This is a genomic window from Micromonospora sp. D93 (assembly GCF_018070365.1).
Lineage (GTDB): Bacteria > Actinomycetota > Actinomycetes > Mycobacteriales > Micromonosporaceae > Micromonospora > Micromonospora ureilytica.
On the sequence record NZ_JAGPXW010000003.1, the window covers coordinates 177347 to 200455 of the forward strand.

22 protein-coding genes are annotated in these 23109 nt (G+C 71.4%); 8 read left to right on the forward strand and 14 right to left on the reverse strand.

Annotated elements, in window-relative coordinates:
* Positions 1-2: 2 nt before the first annotated feature.
* Positions 3-1181, reverse strand: a complete 1179-nt coding sequence (locus KBX71_RS05225) for a helix-turn-helix transcriptional regulator (protein WP_307846962.1) — start codon at positions 1179-1181, stop codon at positions 3-5.
* Between the two features lie 468 nt (positions 1182-1649).
* On the opposite strand from KBX71_RS05225, the gene KBX71_RS05230 reads away from it, so the two are divergent.
* Positions 1650-1877, forward strand: coding sequence for a winged helix-turn-helix domain-containing protein (locus KBX71_RS05230; protein ID WP_112699780.1), 228 nt, complete (start codon positions 1650-1652; stop codon positions 1875-1877).
* A gap of 513 nt (positions 1878-2390) precedes the next feature.
* On the opposite strand, the gene KBX71_RS05235 is transcribed toward KBX71_RS05230, so the two are convergent.
* Positions 2391-2822 carry a type II toxin-antitoxin system VapC family toxin gene (locus KBX71_RS05235; RefSeq protein ID WP_307846963.1) on the reverse strand — a complete coding sequence of 144 codons (432 nt, stop codon included), beginning with the start codon at positions 2820-2822 and terminating at the stop codon, positions 2391-2393.
* 13 nt (positions 2823-2835) lie between these two features.
* Positions 2836-3093, reverse strand: coding sequence for an AbrB/MazE/SpoVT family DNA-binding domain-containing protein (locus tag KBX71_RS05240; RefSeq protein WP_307846964.1), 258 nt, complete (start codon positions 3091-3093; stop codon positions 2836-2838).
* 128 nt (positions 3094-3221) lie between these two features.
* Here KBX71_RS05240 and KBX71_RS05245 point away from each other — a divergent pair, with 128 nt between their 5' ends.
* Together KBX71_RS05245 and glgB are read left to right on the forward strand one after the other, a co-directional pair.
* Positions 3222-5417, forward strand: a complete 2196-nt coding sequence (locus tag KBX71_RS05245; RefSeq protein WP_210816797.1) for an alpha-1,4-glucan--maltose-1-phosphate maltosyltransferase — start codon at positions 3222-3224, stop codon at positions 5415-5417.
* Positions 5405-7507 carry a 1,4-alpha-glucan branching protein GlgB gene (gene glgB / locus KBX71_RS05250; protein ID WP_210816798.1) on the forward strand — a complete coding sequence of 701 codons (2103 nt, stop codon included), beginning with the start codon at positions 5405-5407 and terminating at the stop codon, positions 7505-7507. The genes KBX71_RS05245 and glgB overlap by 13 nt, the downstream gene beginning before the upstream one ends.
* 57 nt (positions 7508-7564) lie before the next feature.
* On the opposite strand, the gene KBX71_RS05255 is transcribed toward glgB, so the two are convergent.
* The 5 genes from KBX71_RS05255 to KBX71_RS05275 all read right to left on the reverse strand — a co-directional run bounded on the left by KBX71_RS05255 (position 7565) and on the right by KBX71_RS05275 (position 10708).
* On the reverse strand, positions 7565-7909 hold the full coding sequence (locus tag KBX71_RS05255; RefSeq protein WP_210816799.1) for a hypothetical protein: 345 nt from the start codon (positions 7907-7909) through the stop codon (positions 7565-7567).
* A gap of 10 nt (positions 7910-7919) precedes the next feature.
* Positions 7920-8453 carry a hypothetical protein gene (locus KBX71_RS05260; protein WP_210816800.1) on the reverse strand — a complete coding sequence of 178 codons (534 nt, stop codon included), beginning with the start codon at positions 8451-8453 and terminating at the stop codon, positions 7920-7922.
* A gap of 488 nt (positions 8454-8941) precedes the next feature.
* A complete protein-coding gene (locus KBX71_RS05265) occupies positions 8942-9367 on the reverse strand; it encodes a type II toxin-antitoxin system VapC family toxin (RefSeq protein ID WP_210816801.1) in 426 nt (141 codons plus the stop codon).
* Positions 9364-9609 carry an Arc family DNA-binding protein gene (locus KBX71_RS05270; RefSeq protein ID WP_210816802.1) on the reverse strand — a complete coding sequence of 82 codons (246 nt, stop codon included), beginning with the start codon at positions 9607-9609 and terminating at the stop codon, positions 9364-9366. Before KBX71_RS05270 ends, KBX71_RS05265 begins: the two co-directional genes overlap by 4 nt.
* A gap of 58 nt (positions 9610-9667) precedes the next feature.
* On the reverse strand, positions 9668-10708 hold the full coding sequence (locus KBX71_RS05275; RefSeq protein WP_124823489.1) for an App1 family protein: 1041 nt from the start codon (positions 10706-10708) through the stop codon (positions 9668-9670).
* 119 nt (positions 10709-10827) lie between these two features.
* Here KBX71_RS05275 and KBX71_RS05280 point away from each other — a divergent pair, with 119 nt between their 5' ends.
* The 4 genes from KBX71_RS05280 (at position 10828) to KBX71_RS05295 (ending at position 15160) form a co-directional block, all read left to right on the forward strand.
* Positions 10828-12453 carry a hypothetical protein gene (locus KBX71_RS05280; RefSeq protein ID WP_247682953.1) on the forward strand — a complete coding sequence of 542 codons (1626 nt, stop codon included), beginning with the start codon at positions 10828-10830 and terminating at the stop codon, positions 12451-12453.
* Positions 12454-12518: 65 nt separating this feature from the next.
* On the forward strand, positions 12519-13316 hold the full coding sequence (gene yaaA, locus KBX71_RS05285; protein WP_210816804.1) for a peroxide stress protein YaaA: 798 nt from the start codon (positions 12519-12521) through the stop codon (positions 13314-13316).
* A 106-nt stretch (positions 13317-13422) separates the two neighbouring features.
* On the forward strand, positions 13423-14139 hold the full coding sequence (locus KBX71_RS05290; protein WP_210816805.1) for a hypothetical protein: 717 nt from the start codon (positions 13423-13425) through the stop codon (positions 14137-14139).
* 103 nt (positions 14140-14242) lie between these two features.
* Positions 14243-15160: a TAXI family TRAP transporter solute-binding subunit gene (locus tag KBX71_RS05295; protein WP_247682999.1), complete on the forward strand. Its 918-nt coding sequence runs from the start codon at positions 14243-14245 to the stop codon at positions 15158-15160.
* 10 nt (positions 15161-15170) lie between these two features.
* On the opposite strand, the gene KBX71_RS05300 is transcribed toward KBX71_RS05295, so the two are convergent.
* The 3 genes from KBX71_RS05300 to KBX71_RS05310 form a co-directional block, all read right to left on the reverse strand.
* A complete protein-coding gene (locus tag KBX71_RS05300) occupies positions 15171-16601 on the reverse strand; it encodes a HAMP domain-containing sensor histidine kinase (RefSeq protein ID WP_210816807.1) in 1431 nt (476 codons plus the stop codon).
* A gap of 9 nt (positions 16602-16610) precedes the next feature.
* Positions 16611-17267, reverse strand: a complete 657-nt coding sequence (locus KBX71_RS05305; protein ID WP_210816808.1) for a response regulator transcription factor — start codon at positions 17265-17267, stop codon at positions 16611-16613.
* A 97-nt stretch (positions 17268-17364) separates the two neighbouring features.
* Positions 17365-17676, reverse strand: a complete 312-nt coding sequence (locus KBX71_RS05310) for a hypothetical protein (protein WP_210816809.1) — start codon at positions 17674-17676, stop codon at positions 17365-17367.
* A gap of 113 nt (positions 17677-17789) precedes the next feature.
* Between KBX71_RS05310 and KBX71_RS05315 the strand changes: the two genes are divergently transcribed.
* Positions 17790-18128: a DUF952 domain-containing protein gene (locus KBX71_RS05315; RefSeq protein WP_124822712.1), complete on the forward strand. Its 339-nt coding sequence runs from the start codon at positions 17790-17792 to the stop codon at positions 18126-18128.
* 73 nt (positions 18129-18201) lie between these two features.
* Here KBX71_RS05315 and KBX71_RS05320 read toward each other — a convergent pair whose 3' ends face one another.
* From KBX71_RS05320 to KBX71_RS05330, 3 genes are all read right to left on the reverse strand, one after another.
* Positions 18202-19959, reverse strand: a complete 1758-nt coding sequence (locus tag KBX71_RS05320; protein ID WP_210816810.1) for a CDP-glycerol glycerophosphotransferase family protein — start codon at positions 19957-19959, stop codon at positions 18202-18204.
* A gap of 228 nt (positions 19960-20187) precedes the next feature.
* A complete protein-coding gene (locus KBX71_RS05325; RefSeq protein WP_210816811.1) occupies positions 20188-22305 on the reverse strand; it encodes a DUF6077 domain-containing protein in 2118 nt (705 codons plus the stop codon).
* A 125-nt stretch (positions 22306-22430) separates the two neighbouring features.
* A complete protein-coding gene (locus KBX71_RS05330; protein ID WP_210816812.1) occupies positions 22431-23069 on the reverse strand; it encodes a TetR/AcrR family transcriptional regulator in 639 nt (212 codons plus the stop codon).
* Positions 23070-23109: the final 40 nt, after the last annotated feature.

Consider the following 23109-nt stretch of genomic DNA (forward strand, 5'->3'; position numbering starts at 1 on the left):
CGTCAGGCGACGCCGAGGGTGGTGGCGAGCTGGACCATGCCGGCGGGCGCGTCGGCGGACCGCCACACGACGGCTACCAGCTTGCGTACCGCCGGGCGGTCGTGCACCTCACTGTGAGCGGTGCGTTCCGCGTCGAGCAGCGTCCGGCCAGCCCGAAGCATGTCGCCGGTCAGGGCGTATGCGCGAGCCACATCGAGGAGGTACGCGGCACGGTGCTCGGGCGGCAGCCACCGCCACTCCTCGCCGGCCATCAGCCACTCGTGGCGAGCGGTGGCCGTGGTGACGTCGCCAAGGGCCGCCTCGGCCACCACCCGGGCGGCCTCGACCACCGCCCGGCCGAAACCCACGCCAGCCCTGTTGCTGTCGCCACCGAACTCTTGAGCGATCTCCGTGGCCTGGTCGAGCGCCCGGCGGGCGCGGGGTTGCTCCTTGCCGCCCGCTGCGGCGAGCGCGGCCTGGATCAGCAGCGTGCCCCGAAGCGATGAACCGATCGGAGAGTCATCGCCGGCCCGCAACGCACCGATGCGGTCCGCGGCGACGAGCGCGGCGTCCAGGGCGGGCCGCCGTCGACCACGGGACCGCAGGGCCTGACTCAGTGCCACGGTCGCGATGCCGGTCACCTGCGGGTCGTCGGTTGCCAGGGCGACTGTCATTCCACGGTCGGCGGCCAGCCAGGCCAACTCCCCCTGGTCGACCTTGACCAGCGCCAACGCGGTGAGCGCATACACCCGCACCAGCAGCGCGTCCGTCGCGCCGGGGAGGGCTACCTGCGCTTCACGCGCCGCGTCGAGCAGGCCGGGCAGGAGCGCCAGCAACGCCGGGTACCGGGCGTGCCGATAACTCTGCTCGGCATGCTCCAGCCGGGCAGCCAACTCCTCCACCAGCGGCGGCCGGTCCGCACCCGGCAGGTGGTATCGGGCCAGCGCCGTGCGGACCCCGTCGACCCCGGCGGGGACCGGAGCCGGCCGCACGGGCCGGGCCGCCAACAGGACCTCCACGTCGATGCGCAACGTCTCGGCGACCTCCCGGAGGTTGGACAACCGCTCCAACCGGCGTACCCCACGCTCGACCTTGTCCACCCAACTCTTGGACTTGCCGAGGCGGTCAGCGAACTGCTGCTGCGTCATGTTCCGCCGGACCCGCCACTGCGCGACCCGGCGACCCACCGGCAGCTCGTTCACCGCCGGCCTGTCGCGCTCACCGCAGGACCCCAACCACAAACAGCACGAGTACGACCACAGCGATCGCGATGCCGTAGGAGTACTGCCACCGGGTGAGCGGCGCCCGCACCGGCTGGCGCGGACCAGGCACCCGATCCCCGTCCGGCTGCGGAGGCCGCGCTCCGGCAATGGGGTATGCGGGCGGCAGCGGCCCATCCGGCAAACGCTCGTCCAACTGAGCCTCCTCGCAGCGCGACGAATTGATGGGTGATGGAGCTACCGAGTGCTGGGATCGGCGGCTGACCGGGGTGCAGGTCAGGGTGGGTGACACGGGGGCACCACCCACCCTGACCGCGTGGAGGTACTCCGCTGCTGACGAGAGAACCTTCAAATCCAACTTAGAGTGCAGTGAGTACAGAGTCAACACAGGATGCACAGAGTGTCATGTTCGATGGCATGCTCAGAGGGCTGACGAGAGGTGGCCCTGCCATGCCGAGACAACCCGTATACGAGCAGGTCATTGATGACGTGATCCGCTCGATCCAGTCCGGCACGCTCCAGCCCGGCGACAAGTTGCCGTCCATCGCCGAACTCGGCGAGCAGTACCGAGCCAGCGCCACGCCCATCAGGCTGGCCCTGCGGATCTTGGACGAGCGGGGCTGGATCGAGGTGCACCAGGGCAAGGGGTCGTTCGTGGCGCCGAACCCGCCCGCCTGACTCCGTTCGAGCCCCTCGCCCGGCCTAGATCCACTCGGGTTCCAGGAAACCGTCGCATCCGGGTCGCGCCGACACCGCGCTTTCATTGAACGCGTGTGGATCTTGCAGGCAAGACCGTTGCATGACGCTGGTGTGGCCGTTCGTCAACGCCCGCACCGCCCGCACCGTCTCGTCGATCATGGAGTTGTGGTGGGCGACGAAGTGCAAGTTATAGCGTCAAAACAGGCACCACAACTCCATGATCGACGAAGCTCGCCTCGATCTTGCGTTTACTGTCGCGACATAAGGCGCATTCCACGCAGTTCGGCAACCGAAACTGCAAGATCGGCGCGAGTGGGGTCATTCCCGGAGTAGTGGAGCCTGGGCGTCGGGAGGCCAGCGACGCAGTTGCATGAGCGATTTCCCCGACCGCGTCGATCTTGCAGTTTCTGTCGTCCAAATGCACGGAATGCGCTTTATGTCGCGACAGTAAACGCAAGATCGCGGGAAGGACCAGCGACGATCTCGTTGCGGTCAGTCTTCTGGCGTGGTCAGCGTCAGGGTCGGGAAGTACGTGCGGTATCGCGTCCCGTCACGGGTCAGCAGGTTGTACCGGCACACGGCCGCATGCGCGCCGATGTAGAAGTCGGCCAGTGGTGACCGCTTCGCGCCGCCCAGCCTCCGATATCGCGCGTACGCCTTGCCGGCGAGGAAGCCCGCCAGGTAAGGCAGCTCCTCGCGAAGGAAATCCCCCGCCGGCAACGCCTCGTCCAGCTCTTCGATGCGGTCGAAGCGGACCGACACCTCGGCGTACACGATGGGGTTGATCACCAGATTGCCCGCGTCGCGGGCCTCGGCGAGGGCGGTCCCGGACCACTCCGCCCACTTGGGGTCATCGGTGAGGATGTCCAGCAGCACGTTGGTGTCGACCAGGGTCGTCGTCGCGTCCGGTGATCGGACAGGCACTGCGCGGAGCCGGTCACTCGCCACGCAGCATCTCCATCAGCTCTTCGGTGGACATGTGCTCGGTCTCCTTGGCGCTGCCCCGGCCCCGCATATGGCCGACGAGGCGTTGACCCCGGGTCTCGGCGCCGTGGGCCCGGACGATGCGGAGGGCCCCGCCCTCCTCCACCACGTCGACCTCGTCGCCCTCGTGCAGGTTGTATCGAGCCCGCAGCGCCGCCGGGATCGTCACCTGGCCCTTGCTGTTCAACCGCATGCTCTGAACCTCCGTCACGTAATACCAACGATACGTGTCACACCTCGACACGCGGTCTGAGCGATGTCACCACGCGGGACCAGCGGGTGGGATGGACCAGCGTGCTTGGCCGCGCGCGAACGGATCTCGCGCAGTAGGTTGGCGGGGTGACTGGACGGTTCCCGATCGAAGACGTCTCCCCCGTCGTCTCGTGCGGGCGATACCCGGCCAAGGCGGTGGTCGACGAGCCGGTTCCGGTGTCGGCGCGCGCCTACCGGGAGGGGCACGACGCGCTGGGCTGCAACGTGGTGTGGGCTGGTCCGGACGGCACGAGCCGGCCGTTCACCCGGATGCGCCCCGGCGAGCCCGGCCAGGACCGCTGGCACGCCACCATCGCACCGGACGCCGTCGGCTCGTGGACCTTCTCCGTGGAGGCGTTCCAGGACCCGTACCTGACCTGGCAGAACGCGGTGACGAAGAAGATCGCCGCCGGGCAGGGGCCGGAGGACCTGGCCAACGACCTGGCCGAGGGCGCGCGGGTGCTCGCCGCCGCCCGGGGCCTCGTCCCGGCCGCCGATCGCCCCCGGGTCGCCGACGCGCTCACCGCGCTTGTCGACACCGACCTGTCGCTGGCACAGCGGGTCGACAGGGCGCTGGCCCTGGCCGACCTGCTCTGGGAGCACCCGGTACGAGAGCTGGTCACCGTCGGCGACACGTACTCGATCTGGGTTGACCGCAAGCGGGCGCTCTACTCGGCCTGGTACGAGTTCTTCCCCCGCTCCGAAGGGGCGGCGGGCGGCCGGTCCGGCACCTTCGCGACCGCCACCGAGCGGCTGCCGGGTGTGGCCGCGATGGGCTTCGACGTGCTCTACCTGCCGCCGATCCATCCGATCGGCCGGGTCAACCGCAAGGGCCGCAACAACGCGCTCACCGCCGGGCCGACCGACGTCGGCTCGCCGTGGGCGATCGGCGCCGCCGAGGGCGGCCACGACACGATCCACCCCGATCTGGGTACGCAGGCGGACTTCCGGGCGTTCGTCCAGGCGGCGGGGGCACAGGGCCTGGAGGTGGCGATGGACCTGGCGTTGCAGTGCGCGCCGGACCACCCGTGGGTCACCGAGCACCCGGAGTGGTTCACCACCCGCGCCGACGGCAGCATCGCGTACGCGGAGAACCCGCCGAAGAAGTACCAGGACATCTACCCGGTCAACTTCGACAACGACCCGGAGGGCATCCGGGCCGAGGTGCTGCGGGTGGTGCTGCACTGGGTCGGCGAGGGCATCCGGATCTTCCGGGTGGACAACCCGCACACCAAGCCGTTCGACTTCTGGCACCGGCTGATCGCCGAGGTGAAGGCCGTCGACCCGGACGTGCTGTTCCTGGCCGAGGCGTTCACCAGGCCGGCCATCATGCGCGGCCTCGGCAAGATCGGCTTCACGCAGTCGTACACCTATTTCACCTGGCGCACGACGGCCGCCGAGATGCGGGCGTACTGCGAGGAGCTGATCGAGGCGGCCGACTACATGCGGCCGAACTTCTGGCCGAACACCCCGGACATCCTGCACGAGTCGTTGCAGCACGGCGGCCCGCCGATGTTCAAGATCCGGGCGGTGCTGGCCGCGCTGCTCTCCCCCTCCTGGGGCCTGTACGCGGGTTACGAGCTGTTCGAGCACGTGGCCCGGCCGGGAGCGGAGGAGTACCTGGACAACGAGAAGTACGAGCTGCGCCCCCGGGACTGGGCCGGCGCCGAGGCGCAGGGTCGCTCGTTGGCGCCGTTCCTGAGCATCCTCAACCGGGTACGTCGCGACAACCCGGCCCTGCACCAGCTCCGCAACCTGCGCTTCCACGAGATCGACAACCCGGCGCTGCTCTGCTGGTCCAAGCACGACCCGGAGACCGGCAACACGGTCATCGTGATCTGCTCGTTCGACCCGCGCATCGTGCAGTGGGGCAACACCACCCTGGACATGCCGGCGCTCGGCTTCGACTGGCACGAACGGTTCACCGTGCACGACGAGCTGACCGGCACCAGCTACGACTGGGGTCAGCGCAACGCGGTCCGGCTCGATCCGTACCTGCAACCCGCGCACGTGTTGACAGTGCGTCGTCCGACCCCACCGAGCGTGCCGCAGCCGGCGGGCGCCGAGCCGGCGGACCTCACCGTCGCCGACGTGCCGGACGACCTCTCCGGTGGCACCGCACCGACAGCACCCGCACGGACAGCACCCGCACGGACAGCACCCGTACCGACTCCGCCCCGCCGGTCGGGCCCGGTTCCGACCCCGCCGCGCCGAGCGGCCACCCGCCCGTCCGCCCCCGCACCGACCGACGCCGCCCCGAAGGACGACCGATGGACCAGCTGATCTCCGGTGCGACGCACGACCCGCACGCGCTGCTCGGCGCGCACCCCGCCGACTCCTCGACGACGATCCGCACGATGCGCCGGGGCGCCGGCGACGTGGTGCTGCTCGTCGGCGACGAGCGGCACCCGATGAAGCGGGTGCACGACGTGGGCGTCTTCGAGGCGCAGGTCGACGGCACAGTGCTCGACTACCGGGTGGAGGTCGACGGCACCGCCCACGACGACCCGTACCGCTACCCGCCCACAGTCGGTGAGCTGGACCTGCACCTGATCCGCGAGGGCCGGCACGAGCGACTGTGGGAGGCGCTCGGCGCCCGGGTCTTCGACGAGGGCGTCGCGTTCAGCGTCTGGGCGCCGAACGCCCGCGGGGTCCGGGTGGTCGGCGACTTCACCGGCTGGTCACCCGACGACGGCTGGCCGATGCGGTCGCTCGGCTCCAGCGGCGTGTGGGAGCTGTTCGTCCCCAACGCCCGGGTCGGGGCCCGCTACAAGTACCGGGTGCTGGGCGCCGACGGGCAGTGGCGGGACAAGGCCGACCCCCTGGCCGCGTACGCCGAGGTGCCGCCGGCCACCGCCTCGGTGGTGCACCACTCGACGTACCTGTGGGACGACGCGGACTGGCTGGCCCGGCGGGCCGAACGGCAGCCGCACCAGGAGCCGATGAGCGTCTACGAGGTGCACCTCGGTTCGTGGCGGCCCGGTCTGGACTACCGCGAGCTGGCCGAGCAGCTCACCGCGTACGTCACCGAGTTGGGCTTCACGCACGTGGAGTTCCTGCCGGTGATGGAGCACCCCTTCGGCGGTTCCTGGGGCTACCAGGTGACCGGCTACTACGCGCCGACCTCCCGGTTCGGCGACCCGGACGATTTCCGCCACCTCGTCGACCGGCTGCACGCCGCCGGCATCGGCGTACTCCTGGACTGGGTGCCCGCGCACTTCCCGAAGGACGAGTGGGCCCTGGCCCGCTTCGACGGCACCCCGCTCTACGAGCACCCCGACCCGCGACGCGGCGAGCACCCCGACTGGGGCACGTACGTCTTCGACTTCGGCCGCAACGAGGTCCGCAACTTCCTGGTCGCCAACGCGCTCTACTGGTGCGACCAGTTCCACGTCGACGGGCTGCGGGTCGACGCGGTCGCGTCGATGCTCTACCTGGACTACTCCCGCAACCACGGCGAGTGGGCCCCGAACAAGTACGGCGGTCGGGAGAACCTGGAGGCCATCGCGTTCATGCAGGAGGTGAACGCGACCGTCTACAAGCACCACGCCGGCGTCGTCATGATCGCCGAGGAGTCCACCGCCTGGCCGGGTGTCACCCGCCCCACCGCCGACGGAGGGCTGGGCTTCGGCTTCAAGTGGAACATGGGCTGGATGCACGACACCCTGCTCTACACCTCGAAGGACCCGATCTACCGCCAGCACCACCACCACCAGCTCACCTTCTCCCTGGCATACGCCTGGAGCGAGAACTACGTGCTGCCGATCAGCCACGACGAGGTCGTGCACGGCAAGGGCTCACTGGCCGGCAAGATGCCCGGCGACACCTGGCAGCGGCTGGCCAACGTGCGGGCGCTGCTGGCGTACATGTGGGCGCACCCCGGCAAGCAGCTGCTCTTCATGGGCTCCGAACTGGCCGACGACCGGGAGTGGAGCGAGGAGCGCGGCCTCGACTGGTACCTGCTGCACGACCCGGCCCGCGCCGGCGTGCAACGGCTCGTCGGCGATCTCAACCGGGTCTACCGGGACACCCCGGCGCTCTGGGCACAGGACACCGAACCGGCCGGGTTCCGCTGGATCGCGGGCGACGACGTCGCCAACAACACAGTGTCGTTCGTCCGGATCGCCCCGGACGGCTCGACGCTGGTGTGCGTGGCGAACTTCTCCGCCCAGCCGCTGCACGACTACCGGATCGGGTTGCCGGCCGGCGGGACGTGGCAGGAGGTGCTCAACACCGACGCGCACCACTACGGCGGGTCCGGGGTGGGCAACCTCGGCGAGGTATGCGCCGAGGACGTGCCCTGGCATGGAATGGTCGCCTCCGCGGCCCTCCAGGTCCCCCCGCTCGGCGCCGTCTGGCTCCGCCAGAACTGACCCATGCCGCCACCGGCGCCGGCGTTCCCAGGAGGCGATCGGCTCCTGGGGCCCGAGTCACTTCTCGGGGACTCTAAGACTCCATGGAAGGCTCACCAGATCCACCAGGAGCATGCGGCTGAACCGAATCTGGCGCTCGCGGATGCCTCTGCCCAGCGGGTTGGCCGAAAGATAGGCGGCTTGGATGCCCAGCGTCACGATCACCGTCAGCGCGGAGACGACGAAGACCGCAGCGAGCGGGGCGACGATGCCCACCGAAACGCCATGGCTGATCAGGTGATAAGCCTGTAGGACCTGAGTCGACGCGATCGTGGCGAGTGACAAGAACATCGCCCGCCAGGACAGCACGTGCAAGCGGTACGACCTGCGCCTACGGATGTCGTCTCTCTGGTCGCAGAACACGAATGGCTCCTCAAAGGACTCGAACCGACGAGGGTATGAGCAACGCGAGAACGGACCAGCCACCCACCAACCGCAGGACGTGACGTCGCCAGGGAACTTCGCCCCTTGAGTCGTCCTTGCCGACTGTCAGGGCAACGCTCTTCCTATAGCTGTCGATCTTACTGGCCGCTCGTCGGGCGGCCTGGTAGCCCATCAGTCCGCCGACGACGGAGGGTTGGAACGCGTAGCAGTGGACATCGTCCGCGCCCTTGACCCTGACGACGAGCCCACGCTCCGCGACCACCTCCTGGACGCGGCTCCACGGTATCGCGGTCGACAGTCCCGGGTTGACCACCAGAAGGGCGGCCGGAGTCACCTTCACGTAGGAGAACATGGCGGCGAGCGTGACGAGGTGACAGAGGCCGACGAAGAACGCGGCGACCAGCAACAACTGATCCCACCCGTTGGCCGGGTTCCTGCTGAACATCACCATCATGAAGCCGAACACGGCCCACAGCATCAAGCCGCCGAACCACACGCCCCAGTTCCTCATCGGCATCGACATCGGGTGACCTCCGCTGAGGATCTTGGGCAGCTTACGGTTCCGGATCGGAGGGTCCCTGGGCTCACTTCCCTCGTCGATACGCGGAGCGACGGCCTCTGCCACGGCGGTTGACCCAGGCGTAGTACCTCGGGACACCCAATACCGTCCGAAGTAGATAGAACCCCATGAGCATGAGCATGAGGAGAACCAGGCCGGTCCGCACGATTCCCAGCGGTGCCAGAGCGAGAGCCCAGATCCGCCACGCCGGGCGCGGTGCACGCCGAGAACGTGCCGTGGCATGGAATGGTGGCGTCAGCGGCCCTCCAGGTCCCCCCACTAGGCGCGGTCTGGCTCCGCCGAGACTAGAGGCGGTCACCTCGACTGGCGGTCCTGGTTGCGCCGCCAGTTCTTCAGGTGCTCGTTCAGCTCGGCCGCGGACGGCCGTACCTCCAGATCGGCGTCCGGCCGGGCAGGCGAGAAAGACTTTTGAGCTGTCGCATGTCGAATTGTCAGTCGGCTGTTCCGTGCCAGGGGTCGATGATGGCGATGCCGGTGTCAGTGAAGTCCTTGCCGTTGCGGGTGGCGAGGGTGGCCGCCTGGGAGCGGCAGATGGCGGCGATCTGTGCATCGAAGCCGTCGATCGGACTGCCGAGGCTCTCCCGGCCGGCCACGATGTCGGCGTACGCGTTGGCCGCCGCAAGGTCAAAGGGAAGAACCTGGCGGGGAAAGGCGGCGAAGATCTCATCGGCGGCCTGCCGTAGGGACTCTCGACGGCGACCGTCGGGCAGGCGGGCGATGCCGTAGCGGATCTCGGCGACGGTGACAGTGGTGGTGTAGAGAGCATCTCCAGAACGTCTTTGTAGCCACCCGACGACGACGGACGCCGGCTCGGAGCGCATGAGTTCGGAGACCACGTTGGTGTCGAGGACGATCATCCCGGCAGGTCAGCCGCGCGAGGTGGGGTGGCTCGGGCAGGGAGGTCCAGATCAAGGCCACCGAGCCCGCTGAACCGCTCGGTGAGCGCGCTGAAGAGGTCGGCCCTAGGTGCCTCGCCGGTAACGGCCGAGGTCAGAATGGCACGGATCTCGGCCTCCATCGACCGGCCGTGTCGGGCGGCACGGATCCGAAGTTTCTCCTTCACCGTATCGTCCAGGTCTCGGATACTGAGGGCTGCCATTGCTGATCTCCTCCCGATGAGCCGCTAGCGTGATAGCAATGCTAGCGCGTCGGCGGCGTCAGACCAGGCCCGCGTCGCGGAGCAGTTGCCACAGGCCGGCGCCGTCCGGGGCGGACAGCCACTTCTGCCCCACCGGCCCCGACGACGGGCGGCCGGCCGGGGCGGGCAGGGTGCCGGCCAGCACCGACTGGGTCGGGGAGAGCCGGCGGATCGCCACGCCGGCGACGTTCTCCGGGTGGGCGGCGGCGAACTCCCGGTAGATCTCCTGGTCGTGCTGGCCGTCGTCGCCGACGAGCAGCCAGCGCACGTCGGGGAACTCCCGGGCCAGCCGCGCGAGGGTGACCCGCTTGTGTTCCATGCCGCTGCGGAACCACCGGTCGGCGGTCGGGCCCCAGTCGGTGAGCAGCAGCGGCCCGGCCGGGTAGAGGTGCCTGGACAGGAAGCGGGTGAGCGTGGGCGCCACGTTCCACGCCCCGGTGGAGAGGTAGAAGACCGGCGCGCCGGGGTGAGCGGTGACCAGCCGCTCGTAGAGCACCGCCATGCCGGGCACGGCCGCGCGGGCGTGCTCGTCGAGCACGAACGTGTTCCACGCGGCGAGCAGCGGTCGGGGCAGCGCGGTGACCATCACCGTGTCGTCGATGTCGGAGATGATGCCGAACTTGACCTCCGGGTCGAGGATGCGCACCGGGGCGTCGACCGGCTCGGCGTCCGGCACGCTGAGCCGGACCGTGCCCCAACCGGGCGGCAGGTCCGCCTCGACCAGGGTGTCCACGAAGCCGCTGCGGTCGGCCTGCGTCTCGTGCCGCACCCCGCCGGCCTCGATGGTCACTGTGACGTGCTTGTTGGGCAGCGTGGTGAAGCTGCGCCAGCCGCGGACCTTGTCCAGCCGACCCCGCTGGCGGGTGTCCGGACGGCCCAGCAACACCCGACACATCACCCGCACCCACCCCGGCGCGCCGTAGCCGGTGTACGCGACGATGTTGACCCGCCAGCCGGTGCGCCGCAGTCGACGCTGGACGAGCTGGTGCACGGCGTCCTCGATCCGCGCAGCCCGGTGCAGGTTCGTGACGGCCAGTTGGCCGGCGGGAGTGGGTGGCACGGCGCCAACCCTGCCACACGTCGAGAGCCACGGCCACGCGAGCCAACTCGGGCTGCGCCGATCCACCTCGGCGGCCCCGCCGAACGTGAAACACTCCGGTCGGGACGACGACGGGGGCGTTGGTCGTGTCGCATCCAGAGCAGCACCGCGGGCGACGGCGTCCGCGACTCGACCGGCCGGCGCTCGTCGCGCTGCTGTTCGGGCTCGCCGGTGTCGTCTACCGGCTGGTCCTGACGCTCTTCACGGTGCCGGTGTCGAACAGCGACGAGGCGACCTTCGGTCTCGCCGCGCTGCACATCGCGCGGGGTCGGGAACACCCGGTCTTCCTCTACGGCCAGCATTACATGGGGATGTTGGAGTCGTACCTGGCCGCTCCCCTGGTGGCGGTGGCCGGGCCGAGCTGGCCGGTGCTGCGGCTGCCGATGCTCGCCCTGTACGCGGTCTTCCTCTACCTGATCCACCGGTTGACCCGCCGGCTCTGCACCCCGTGGTTCGCCGCCTTCGTGGTGGGTCTGCTCGCGCTCGGGCCGGAGCGGGTGGTGCGCGACCAGCTCACCGTCGTCGGTGGGCGGCCGGAGGTGAAGCCGGCGGTGCTGCTGATGCTGCTGATCACCGTGGGGTTGGCGGCCGGCACGGTCCACCGCCGACGGCTCGCGGTCGGCCTGTTCGGGCTGCTCGTCGGGCTGGCCGTCTGGTCGGACTGGCTGATCCTGCCGTACCTCGCGGTGGCCGGGCTGGCCCTGGTGTGGGCGGTGCGGCGGGAGGTGCTCGGCTGGTCCGGCCTGCTGCTGGTGGCGGGGGTGGTCGTCGGCGTGGCCCCGATGATCGTCGACAACCTGCGGGCCGGGCCCGGTGACGACTCGCTGACGGTGTTCCGGGAGGTCAGCACCAAGGCCGGGCCGCAGCCGCAGTGGTCCGACCGGATCCGGGGCGGCCTGCTGGAGGGGGTGCCGCTGGCGCACGGGCTCTGCCCGGTGGACGGCTGCGGACGCTGGCAACAGTGGTTCGGCGTGCTGTACCCGGTGCTGCTGGTGGCCGGCGCGGCACTCGCGGTGCTCGCGTACCGCCGAGCGGCCGGGGCGCCGCGCGGGGAGCGGGTCGGGCCGGTCGTGCAGCTCGCGCTGATCGTCGGCGCCGCGTTGACACTGCTGTCGTACGTGCGCAGCCCGCTCGCCGCCACCAGCCCGCTCGACAACGCCCGCTACCTGTCGGTGCTGCAACTGTCGCTGCCGGCGGTGCTCTGGCCGCTCTGGGTGGCGGCGCTGACCGCCTGGCGGGGCACCAGCAGCGTGCTGGGGCGATTCACCGGCGCGCTGTCCGCCGCCGTACTGGCCGCGCTGACAGTGACCACGCTCGTGGTCACCGTGCTCTTCGCGGCCACCGGCACCGCCGCGTCGCGGACCGAGGAGCGCCAGGCCCGGGAGTTGGCCGCCGCGCTGCGCGCCGACGGACCCCACGAGGTGTACGGGGACTACTGGACCTGCAACCGGTTGATCTTCAACACGGACGAGTCGGTGATCTGCGGGGTGCTCGACGGGGACCTGTCGCCGGGGCAGAACCGCTACCGCCCGTACTGGCGGCAGGTGGGACGGGCCGAGCGGCCCGGCTACGTGGTGGCTGTCGACTCGCCGATGGACCGGCGGTTGCGCCGGTTGCTCGCCGACCGGGCCGACGCCTCGCCGGTGCGGGAGGTCGGCGGCTATCGCGTGTACCACCCCGACACCCCGGTACGGCCCTGGCGGTAGGGGCTGGTCGTACGCTGGCCGGGCCGGCGCGTGGGGCGCCGCCGTTTCGCCCGTCGAGGAGACCCATGCTCATCCTGCTGCCGCCCTCGGAGGGGAAGGCCGACGCCGGCACGGGACGGCGCTGGACGCCGGACCGGCTCTCGCTACCGGCGCTGAACCCGGCCCGCGAGCGGGTGCTGGACGCCCTGGTGGCGCTGAGCGCCGGGCCGGACGAGGAGGCCGCGCGGGCGGCGCTCGGCCTCAGTGCGGGCCAGCGGGGCGAGCTGCGGCGCAACGCCCGGCTGCGGGAGGCCGCCACCGCGCCGGCCGAGCGGCTCTACACCGGGGTGCTCTACGAGGCGCTGGACCTGGCCACCCTGCCGGCCGCGGCGCAACGGGCGGCCCGCCGGTCGATCCTGATCAGCTCCGGGCTGTGGGGCGTGGTCCGGCTCGCCGACCGGATCCCGCCGTACCGCTGCCCGATCGGCGCTCGCCTGCCCGACGTCGGGGCGCTGTCGACGTACTGGCGCGGAGTGCTGACGCCGACGGTGGACGAGGCCGCCGGGCGGGGCCCGGTGCTCGACCTGCGCTCCGGCGCGTACGCCGCCACCTGGGCGCCGCGCGGTGAGCTGGCCGAACGGACGGTCACCGTACGGGTACTGCACGAGCGGGAGGTCGACGGCGTGCCGGTCCGCTCGGTGGTCAGCCACTTCAACAAGGCGACAAAGGGGCGGCTGGTCCGGGACCTGCTCGTCGCCGGCGCCCGGCCGCGCACCGCCGCGGAACTGGTGGGCACCCTGCGGGAGTTGAAGCACACAGTGCTGGAGCAGGCCACCGCCGCGGGCCGGGTGCGGCAGGTGGATCTGGTGGTCAGCGACCTGTAGCGGCACCTCAGCCGCAAGATTTGCTCAAGGCTGGGCCGGACCGGTTCCATAACGGCGTGGCAGGGGCCACGGTAGGGCAACCCAGACTCCGACAAGGGAGCCTCCGTTGACCCGCGAACCCGCCCTGCTCGACCGGCCCCACTCCCCGACACCCCCATCCCCGCTGGGCTGGTTGACACTGGGCGACGCGTTCGAGGCCGCCTGCCTGCTGCGGTGCACACCGCCGCCGACCGCCGCCCGGCCGAGCGCGGTCCGTGCCGAGCACACCCCGGGGGTGGAGTTCAACAGGGAGGACGCCGCGCAACGGATGCGGCAACTGCTCAACCGGCTGGACATCCCGGTCACCCACGAGGTGGCCGTCGGTGGCCTGCGCCGCCGCTACGAGCTGCACCGGCTGTGGGTGCCCCGCGAGCACCAGGGCGCGTACACCCGGATGTTGGACGCGGGTTGGTGGCAGGGGCGGCGCGAGCTGCTCGGCGGGCCGTTGCCCGGCGCCTCGCCGGCCCGCCGGCGGTTGGTGACCCGGCTGGCGGAGGCGGCCTGGCGCTCCGCGTTGCTGGCCGCCGGGCGGCACGTCCGCCGGCACATCCTCGGTGTCCGGCTGACCGACCGGGAGTTGGCCGCGGTGCTGATCCGGGGCGCGGCCGTGCTCGACGTGCCGGCCCGGCTCCGCCCCGGCACGGGCTGCTTCCTGGTCAGCGTGGCCGACGGCCCGGACCGGCAGCGGATCCTGCGCAGCGCGGCGTTGGAGCCGGCGCGCGGGGTGAGCCCGGCCTCGGCGCGGGGCGCGGTCGTGGCGCCGGCGGGTCGCCGGGCCTGCTGATCGGGTTCCGATCGTCCGGGACGTCGCCGACCCGGGCTTGCGCGCACCGGTCCGACGGCGCACAGTGCACCGCGTGAGTCGTACCCCGTCCAGCCGCGCCGGCCTGGCCGCCCTGTCGACGGTGCTGCTGATCGCGAACCTGGCCGTCGCCGGCTGCCGGGACACCCCGACCGAGCCGACGTCGATCCGGATCGCCACCGGCAGCCCCACCGCTGTCTACTACGCGTTCGGGCAGTCCCTGGCGGCCATCCTCAACCGGGAACTCCCCGACGTACGGGCCAGCGTGGTGATCACCGCCGCCTCGGCGGAGAACGTCCAGCTCGTCGGCTCCGGAGGGGCCGAGCTGGGCTTCACCCAGGCCGACGTGCTGCCCACCAGCACGGTGGGGAGCCCCACTGTCGACGCCGTCGCCCGGGTGTACGACGACCAACTGCACCTGGTCACCACGAGCGGTGGCCCGGTCCGCACGGTCGCCGACCTGCGCGGCCGGCGAGTCTCCGTCGGCGCGCCCGGCTCGGGCACCGAGATCACCGCGACCCGACTGCTGGAGGTGGCCCGCCTCGGTGGTGACGAGGTGCGCCGCGAACGGCTCGGTCTGGACGACTCGGTGATGGCGTTGCGCTCCGGGCGGATCGACGCGTTCTTCTTCTCCGGCGGGTTGCCGGTCCGGGGCATCGAGGAGTTGGCCGAGGCCAGCGCCATCCGGATCGTGGACCTCAGCGAGTGGACCGAGCCGCTGCGCTCGCGCTACGGCCAGGTCTACGTCTCCCGGGACATCCCCCGCTCGGTGTACGGGGTGGACGCGGTGACCACTGTGGCCGACCCGAACTATCTGATCGTCCGGGCCGACCTGCCGGAGCCGTTGGTCCGTGAGGTGACCCGGCTGCTGATGGAACGCCGCGCCGAACTGGCCGCCGCCCATCCGGCGGCGGGACGGATGAGCCCGCGCTCGGCGATCGTCACCGCGCCGCTGTCGCTGCACCCGGGCGCCGCCGCCTGGTACCGGGCCACCAAACCGTGACGGCCTGGCCTCAGAGCGCCGGGCTGGGTCGCAGGTCGGCGGCCGGTTCCTCCTCCGCCGGCTCCACCGGCAGGGCCGGCGTCGGGAACCACAGGGCGGCGACCAGCCCCCGCGACTCCCCCGGACGCATTGTCAACCGCCCGTCCGACGCGTCGACGAGCACGGCGGCGATGGTCAGGCCGAGCCCCGCGCCGTCCACGTTCTGCGCGTCCGGGGCACGCCAGAACCGCTCGGTCGCCTGGCCGAGCTGACTCTCGGTCATGCCGGGACCGGAGTCGCGAACCTCCAGCGCCACCCCGCCGTCGCGGCGGGCCACTGTCACCGTCACCGCCCCGCCCGCCCCGCTGAACTTCACCGCGTTGTCGATGAGCGCGTCCAGCGCCTGGTCGACGGCGGTCGGCACGGTCTGGGCGTACGCCGGGGCGTCGGTGGTGGCCAGCCGCAACGCGACCGACCGGTGCCGGGCCAGCGGCGCCCACGCGGCCACCCGGGAGGCGGCCACCGCGACAGCGTCCACTGTGACGCGCTCGTTCTCCTCCCGTTCGGCCCGGGCGAGGGTCAGCAGGGCGTCGAGCACCAGCGCGAGCCGGTCGGTCTCCTCCAGGGCCAGCCGATGCTCGGACCGACCGTCCGGGTCGGTGAGGCTGGGCCCCAACTCCTCCACCCGCAGCCGCAGCGCGGTGAGCGGGTTGCGCAGTTGGTGGCTGGCGTGCGCGACGAAGGCGCGCTGCCGGTCCATCACGTCGGACACCACGTCGGCCATGTGGTTGAAGCTGGCCGCGAGGCGGCGCAGCTCGGGCGGTCCCAGCCGGTGCTGCACCCGGGCGCCCCGGTCGCCCTCGGCGATCTCGTGGGTGACCGCGTCCAGTTCGGTGACCGGGCGCAGCACCCAACCGGCCAGCCCGAACGCGGTGAGCACACAGGCCAGCACGGCGAGCAGGCCGGCCAGGGCGAGCAGCAGCCACCACGCGACGACAGCTCGGCGAATCGGGCCGGCCGGGGTCACGATCACCACCGCGCCGAGCACCTCACCTCCGTCGTTGATCGGCACCGCCACCACCACCGGGTCGGTCGTCCAGGGCCAGACCGACTCGGGGGCGCTGGTCTGCTGCCCGGACAGCGCGACGTCCAGCACCGTCGCGGTCCCCGGGCTGGGCTGCCATCTCGGCGACGAGACCGGGATCTTCCGGTCCCGGTCGACGATCGCGGCGCCGATCGCGTACAGGTTGTCGTAGCTGGTCAGCTCCGACTCGATCGGGCCGGGCCCGCCGTCACGCAACGCCGGCCCGGCCAGCGAGGCGAACCGGGTGGCGTCGGCGAGCCGGTCGGCGCGGACCCGTTCGGTCTCGCGGCTGGCCATGGTGGCGGCCAGCGGGGTTTCCAACGCGATGAGGACGAGGACCATCAGCAGCAGATAGCTGATCACCAGGCGACGGCGCACGTCAGCTCCTCACGCGTCGCGCAGCCGGTAGCCGACGCCGCGCACGGTCTCCACCAGCCGGGCGTCGCCGAGCTTGCCGCGCAGCGACCCGACGTGCACCTCGACGGTGTGCCGGTCGGCCCAGGTGGTGCCCCAGGCGTCGAGCAGGATCCGGTCCCTGGGCACCGCCACCCCGGGCTGGCGGGCCAGCGAGAGGAGCACGTCGAACTCCTTGCGGGTCAACGCGACGGCCCGGCCGTCGACGGTCACCGTCCGCGCGGCCACGTCGATGCGGACCGACCCGGCCTCGATGAGGTGCCGCTCCGGCGCGGCGTTCGCGGCGCGGCGCAGCACCGCCTCGATCCGGGCCTGCAACTCCACCATCGAGAACGGCTTGACCACGTAGTCGTCCGCGCCGAGGCGCAGACCCAGCACCCGGTCGCGTTCCTCACCCCGGGCGGTCACCGCGATGATGCCGAGCTGACTGCTGCGCCGACGCAGCTCCCGGCACAGGTCGGTGCCGTCCCCGTCGGGCAGCGTCAGGTCGAGCAGCACCAGGTCGCACGGGGCGGCGGAGAGCGCGGCGGCGACGGTGGCCGCGTGCTCGACCTCGTACCCCCGGCGGGTCAGGGCGGAGGACAGCGCGGCGGCCACCCGGCGGTCGTCCTCCACCAGCAGGATCCGCACCCGTGCCCCCGTCCGTCGCAGCGCTGTTCTGCGAATGGTGGCAGAAGCGCGCGCGGACCGGGAGGCCACCCGCCCGCGCTGGGCGGGCTACCTGCCGCTACAGACCGAAGACGTCTTCGGCGGTGGCGTCCCGGACGCCGTCGGTGAACCCGCGGAAGCCCGGGTCCTCGTGGCTGGCCGGCACGCTTGTGACGTTGACCCCGCCGGCCTGGGTGACCGCGTCGACCAGGGGCGGGAAGTCGATCTCGGCGTCCTGGAAGGCGTCGTCGTCCGCCTCGGCCAGGTTGATCACGTGCTGTACGTCGTCGGACGGAGTGTCCGGGTCCTCGGCCCACTCGCCGCCGGCCCGGTAACACTCGTCGTACAGCGCGCGCTGGCTGTCGGTCCAGTCATCGTCGTAGCTCTGCATCGCCCATCCCTCCGCGGCCCTTGACCTGAGCATGCCCGGCGGGAGGCGACGGGCGCGGCGGTACCGGCGAAAACCGGGCGAGCGCGCCCCCGGCGGCCCCGTACGCTGCTGTGATGATCTACAAACTGCTGTCGAACGCGGAATGGGACGACGCCCTCGCCGCCGGCGCCTTCGCCGGCTCCGCCGTGGACCGGCAGGACGGGTTCATCCACCTCTCCGGGGGCGACCAGGTGGTGGAGACGGCGCGGCGGCACTTCACCGGGGCCACCGGGTTGACAGTGCTCAGCGTCGAGGAGGAGCGACTGGGTGACGCGCTGCGGTGGGAGCCGTCGCGCGGCGGGCAACTCTTCCCCCACGTGTACGGCCCGCTGCCGGTCGCGGCGGTGGTCGAGGCGCGGGCGTTGCCGGCGGACCTTCCGGCCGCCGACGCGGTAGCCGCCCTGTTGGGCTGAGCAGGTAGCCGCCTGACACGGACGCGCCCGGCCCGACAGTGTCGGGCCGGGCGCGATGCCGTGGAGACGGAGCTCAGTGGCAGAGCCTGTCGATCTCCTGCTGGAACCGGTCCATCGGGTTCGCCTCGGCGGGGCCGAGCAGGTAGGTCTTCAGGTCCCGGCGGGCCTCGGTCATCGGGTCGTCACCGGCCCGGGTGACCGTCACGATCTTCTCCAGCTCGCCGCAGTCCTTGGAGAGCAGGTAGGCGGCCCGAGCCGTCGGGTACTCGCGGCGGAACTCGTCCTCGGACAGGCCGGCCGGGTTGGCAACCACGTACGGCCGCTGGCTCTGCACGAAGTCGGACACCACACTGGACACGTCGCTGATCAGCAGGTCGGTCTGGTTGAAGCAGTCGAACAGCGCCGGCGTGCGGCCGGTGACCACCAGGTGCGCGGTGCCGTCCAGCGAGGACGCGTCCGGGTTGCCGCCGGCGGCGCGGATCGCCGTCAGGATCCGCTCGTGCACGGCCTTCGCCGCCTTGGACCGCGACCCGGTGAGCGGGTGCGGCTTGTAGATCAGGCGGACCCGGGGATTCGTGGCGAGCAGCCCCTTGACGATCCGCTCACCCATCAGCACCAGCGAGGTGTGGTACGGGTCGTCGTCGAGCCAGCCCTCCCAGGTGGGCGCGTAGAGCACTGTGAACGGCCGGTCCACCGACTCGGCGCCGAAGGTGTGCACCCCGGCGAGCTGCGGCCGACCGATCTCGACGATGTCCGAGTCGAGCACACCAACGCCGGCCCGCGCGTAGCGCTCCCGACCGGCCAGACCGGCGACCCAGACCTCGTCGTACACCTTGCTGTAGGGGTTGACGCTGGCCTGCTTGTCGCTGTCGCCGTGCCCGACGAAGACGTGCTTCGTACCCGGCTCGCGGAGCATGTGGATGTTCGCGCCGACGTTGGCGGCGTAGAGCGCCGCGCGGAGGCCGCCGAGGTCGAGGTTCATGAAGTCGACCCCGGCCGGTACGCAGATCACCGGCAGCCGGGTGTCGGCCAGCTCCATGAACGCCTCCCGGCTGCGCATCAGCACCACCGCGCGCTGCTGCAGCGCCTCGGTCGGAGCGAGCCACATGTTCGCCTGGTAGACGTCCTTTGCCGGACCGGCGAAGTAGAGCCCCACCTCCGGCCGGTAGTTGTCCAGCCAACGCTGGACCGCCGGCAGCAGCGGGCCCTGCCCCGCGCCCCGACCCCGGAGCCAGGTCAGCGCGATGATGGCGCCCACCAGACCGGTCGCCACCACCGCCACCGCGCCGGCCACGAAGAACGGCGTCGCATCGTGCTGCACCGCGGCGGCCACGCCGGCCGGCACCAGCAGCAGGTTGAGCAGGGGCATCCGGTCGCCGGCGACCGCCGCCGCCCAGGCGGGCGGCTGGGGGGCGCTCGACAGTGGACCCAGCTCGATGTTGCGCACCATGGCGGAGAGCGGGTTACGACGCTCGATCATGGTGGAGAACGCACCGGCGAAGACCGACACGACCCACACCGCGGCCGGCAGTACGAGTAGCAGGGTCAGCTCGCCGCCGCTGAGCCGCACCTCGGCGACGACCAGCAACACGGCGGCGAGGTCCCGGGTCAGCTGTCGGTACGACCAGTGCAGGCCCACCTTCTCCAACAGCAGCTGCGACGGCGGTGACCAGCGGGCGACGGCGAACTCGCCGATGATGGCGGCCAACCCGGCGACGGCGAACAGGCCGATCCAGCCGAATACGCCGCCGACGAGCATGACCAGGTAGGCCAGTACCAGTAGCGCACTCTGGGCGGCCACTCCGAGGCGTCCTGTCAACGTGCCGAACAAACGAGTTCGCTCCCTACGAGATTTCATTGCGGGCGGTGCCCGTGATGGACGGACGTCACTCCCCCGTAGCGCAGCGACTCAATCGAGGCCGGCTGCGTGTGACTGCGACCTTAACGCGAGGGGACAGCTCGGTGTCGCTCGGGTATCCGGCACCATTTCGGGCAAAGCTCCGTGCGGTGGCGCGCCCGACCCCACCAGGGGGTCGGGCGCCCGGTGCGGGAAGAGCGTTCAGTCGGCCCGCCGGAAGCAGGTCATCGCGCCAGGTGCCTTGCGCTTGGCGAACTCCTGGTAGCCCAGTCGCGGCGCGGTGTCGCGGGCGTAACGGTTGCCGTTGTAGACGCAGATGGTGCCCACGTCCAGGCGGTCCAGTGCCGGCTTCAGTTCGGCCGGCGTCGGGCTGGCGGCGCCGTCCGCGAAGCCGGAGAGCAGCAGTCTGTCCTTGGCGAACTGGGAGTTCAGGTCGTATTCGACGAGATAGAAGTCGCGGGGCAGGACGACCCTCACCTCGCTGGTGACGATCGGAGTGGTGCGCATGATCGTCTTCGGGGCGAGCAGCAGGCCCTGCGGGCGGTCCAGGCCCTTGATCCAGAACGCGATCGACTGACGCTGCTGCGGGAGCTTCCAGGTGGGGCGGTCGTGCACGTCGACCCAGCTCTTCGGCGACCACATCGGGGTGGCGAACAGCGCGAACGAGGCGACCAGCAGCACCGCGATCCCCCCGGACGCCACCCGGCGCAGCGCCCGGGTCGGCGCCGGCACGCGCACGGTGCAGAGCAGACCGATGAGCGTCGGCAGGGCGAGCAGCCACGGCACCCGCCACAGCACCACCGAGATGCCACTCAACGCGCTCAGCAGCTCCAGCACGCCGGGCACGAACAACACGCTCAACGCCAGGGTGGCGCCGGCGGCGAGCAGCGCGGGCGTACGCCGACGGGCGAGCAACGCACCGCACCACAGCGCGAGGCCGCTGATCACGCCGACCACGCCGAACAGCAGGGTCCGCTTGTAGGTGTACGCCGCGTCGAAGAAGGCGTCGTCCGCGCCGGTCGCGGTCATCCCGCCGAGCAGCAGGCGGGAGACCACCAGCGAACCGATCGGGTACGCGAGGGCGGCGACCGCCGCGACGACGGCTGCCTTCCAGCGGCCGACCAGCAGCATGGCGAAGCCGGCGGCGCCGACAAGCATCGGCAGGATGATCGCCGCGGTGTTGGTGAGCCCGATCGCGGTGATCGAGAGCGCCACGATGAGCAGCAGGCTGCGCCGCGATCGGTTGTCGAACCACTCGGTCAGGTAGAGCCACATCAGCGGGATGACCGCCGAGACGAACATGCCCTTGCCCTCGTGCAGCCGGGGAAGGTGGAACGTGCCCAGTGCGGCATCGCCACCGGCGACGAGGTACAGGTACGCGATCGCCACGGTGAAGGCGAGCAGCGGACGGCGCGGGGCCCACCGGTGCGTCAGCCGCCACAGCGCCAGCGCCGCGAGCACCGCCATGATCGGCAGCAGCACGTACCAGAGGGCCGAGCTGGCATGGATGCCGACGACATTGGCGAACGCGCCGTCGAAGACCTCGATCGACGGGATGGGCGGCTGCGAGCCCATGGCCGGCAGCACGTTCTCGGAGAACAGGAAGTCGTTGAGCGGGATCAGGTCGCGCTCGGCGATCCACACCGACTTGCCGACGTAGTAGACGTCGTCAGGGGTGTTGCGGGCCAGGAAGAACGAGGAGATGCCTACCAGGACCGAGACGACAAGCGCGTACGCCGACTGCACGGTGGTGGGCGCCGGGGCGGCCGGGGTGGGCGCCGGGCCACTCAGCCAGGCCTGACGCACCAGCAGGAGCCCACCGACGGCGGCGAGCAGGCCGGCCACGGCCGGGATCCACCAGGAGACGCTGACACCGGTGCCGGCCACACCGGCGGAGATGGCGGCCACGGCGGCGGCGACCAGAACCCCGATCAGCAGGCGGCGGTCGGCTGAGGGACGTGCGCCGCCGGGCGCATCCTGCGCCGCCGGAGCGCTGTCGGCCGTGGTGGTGTCGGCCGGGGCGCCGGCGCGGCGGCGGGCGCGCAGCACGGCCACGACCGCGAGCACCACACAGGCCAGCAGCCAGATCCGGAAGGTCACCGACGGACGCAGGTCCCCCAGGAAGGCCAGGTGGTAGAGCACTGTGAAGAGCGCGAACGCGATCACGGCGCCATCGGTGAGCACCGCCGGGGCGACGGCCACCAGCGTGCGTACCCGGGACAGCCCCGCGCGAGCGCCGGCGGGCCGGGATGCCGGCCCGGTCGGCGGCGTCGGATCCGGTTTGGCGGGCGCTACGGCGATGCTGTCGACGTTGGCCACGGGCGTCCTTACTCGTCAGGCGGATGAGGGGCATCGGCAGGATGACGGCCGGGTGTCAAGGGGGCAGCGTAGCGGAATCGGGCAGGGGCACCGCTGTTAGCTGTGGCCGAGTGTCGGGGTGCTGGTCAGCCCGACATCGGAGCCGCCCGGGGATGGGGCAGGACGCCGTCGGCGCCGAGCCCGGCCGCCACGGATTCGACCAGGCTGTCGAGGTAACCGTCGGTGAGCGGGAGACGGGCGATGGCGAGCCGCCAGTAGAGCGGACCCACGATGAGGTCGATGGCGGCGTCCAGCTCGGTGTCGGCGGGCAGTTCGCCACGCTGCACGGCACGGGTCACCAGGCGACCGCCGATCTCCTGCTGCCGGGCGTGCAGCACCTGACGCAGGGTGGCGTCGATGCTGGGGTTGCGGGCGGCCTCGGCCAGCAGGTCCGGGATGATCTGCGACGCCAGTGGGTGCCGGAGCGCGTGCGCCACCGCCTGGAACAGCAGCGCAAGATCACCGCGCAGCGTGCCGGTGTCCAGAGCGGGGAGCTTGCCGTGTGCCGCGGCGGCGACCATCTCCAGCACCAGGTCGAGCTTCGAGCTCCACCGTCGGTAGACCGCCGTCTTGCTGACGCCGGCCCGCCGGGCCACCGCCTCGATGGAGAGCCGGCCGTAGCCGACCGCGGCGAGCTCCTGCATCAGCGCGCGGCGGATCGCCGTGGTGATCTCGTCCCGCAGCACCGCCGCGCCGGCCGGCGCCCGCCTCTTTTCGGGAGTCATCGAGGGCTCTTATCGCAGGTCACGCCGGATAGCGTAGCGC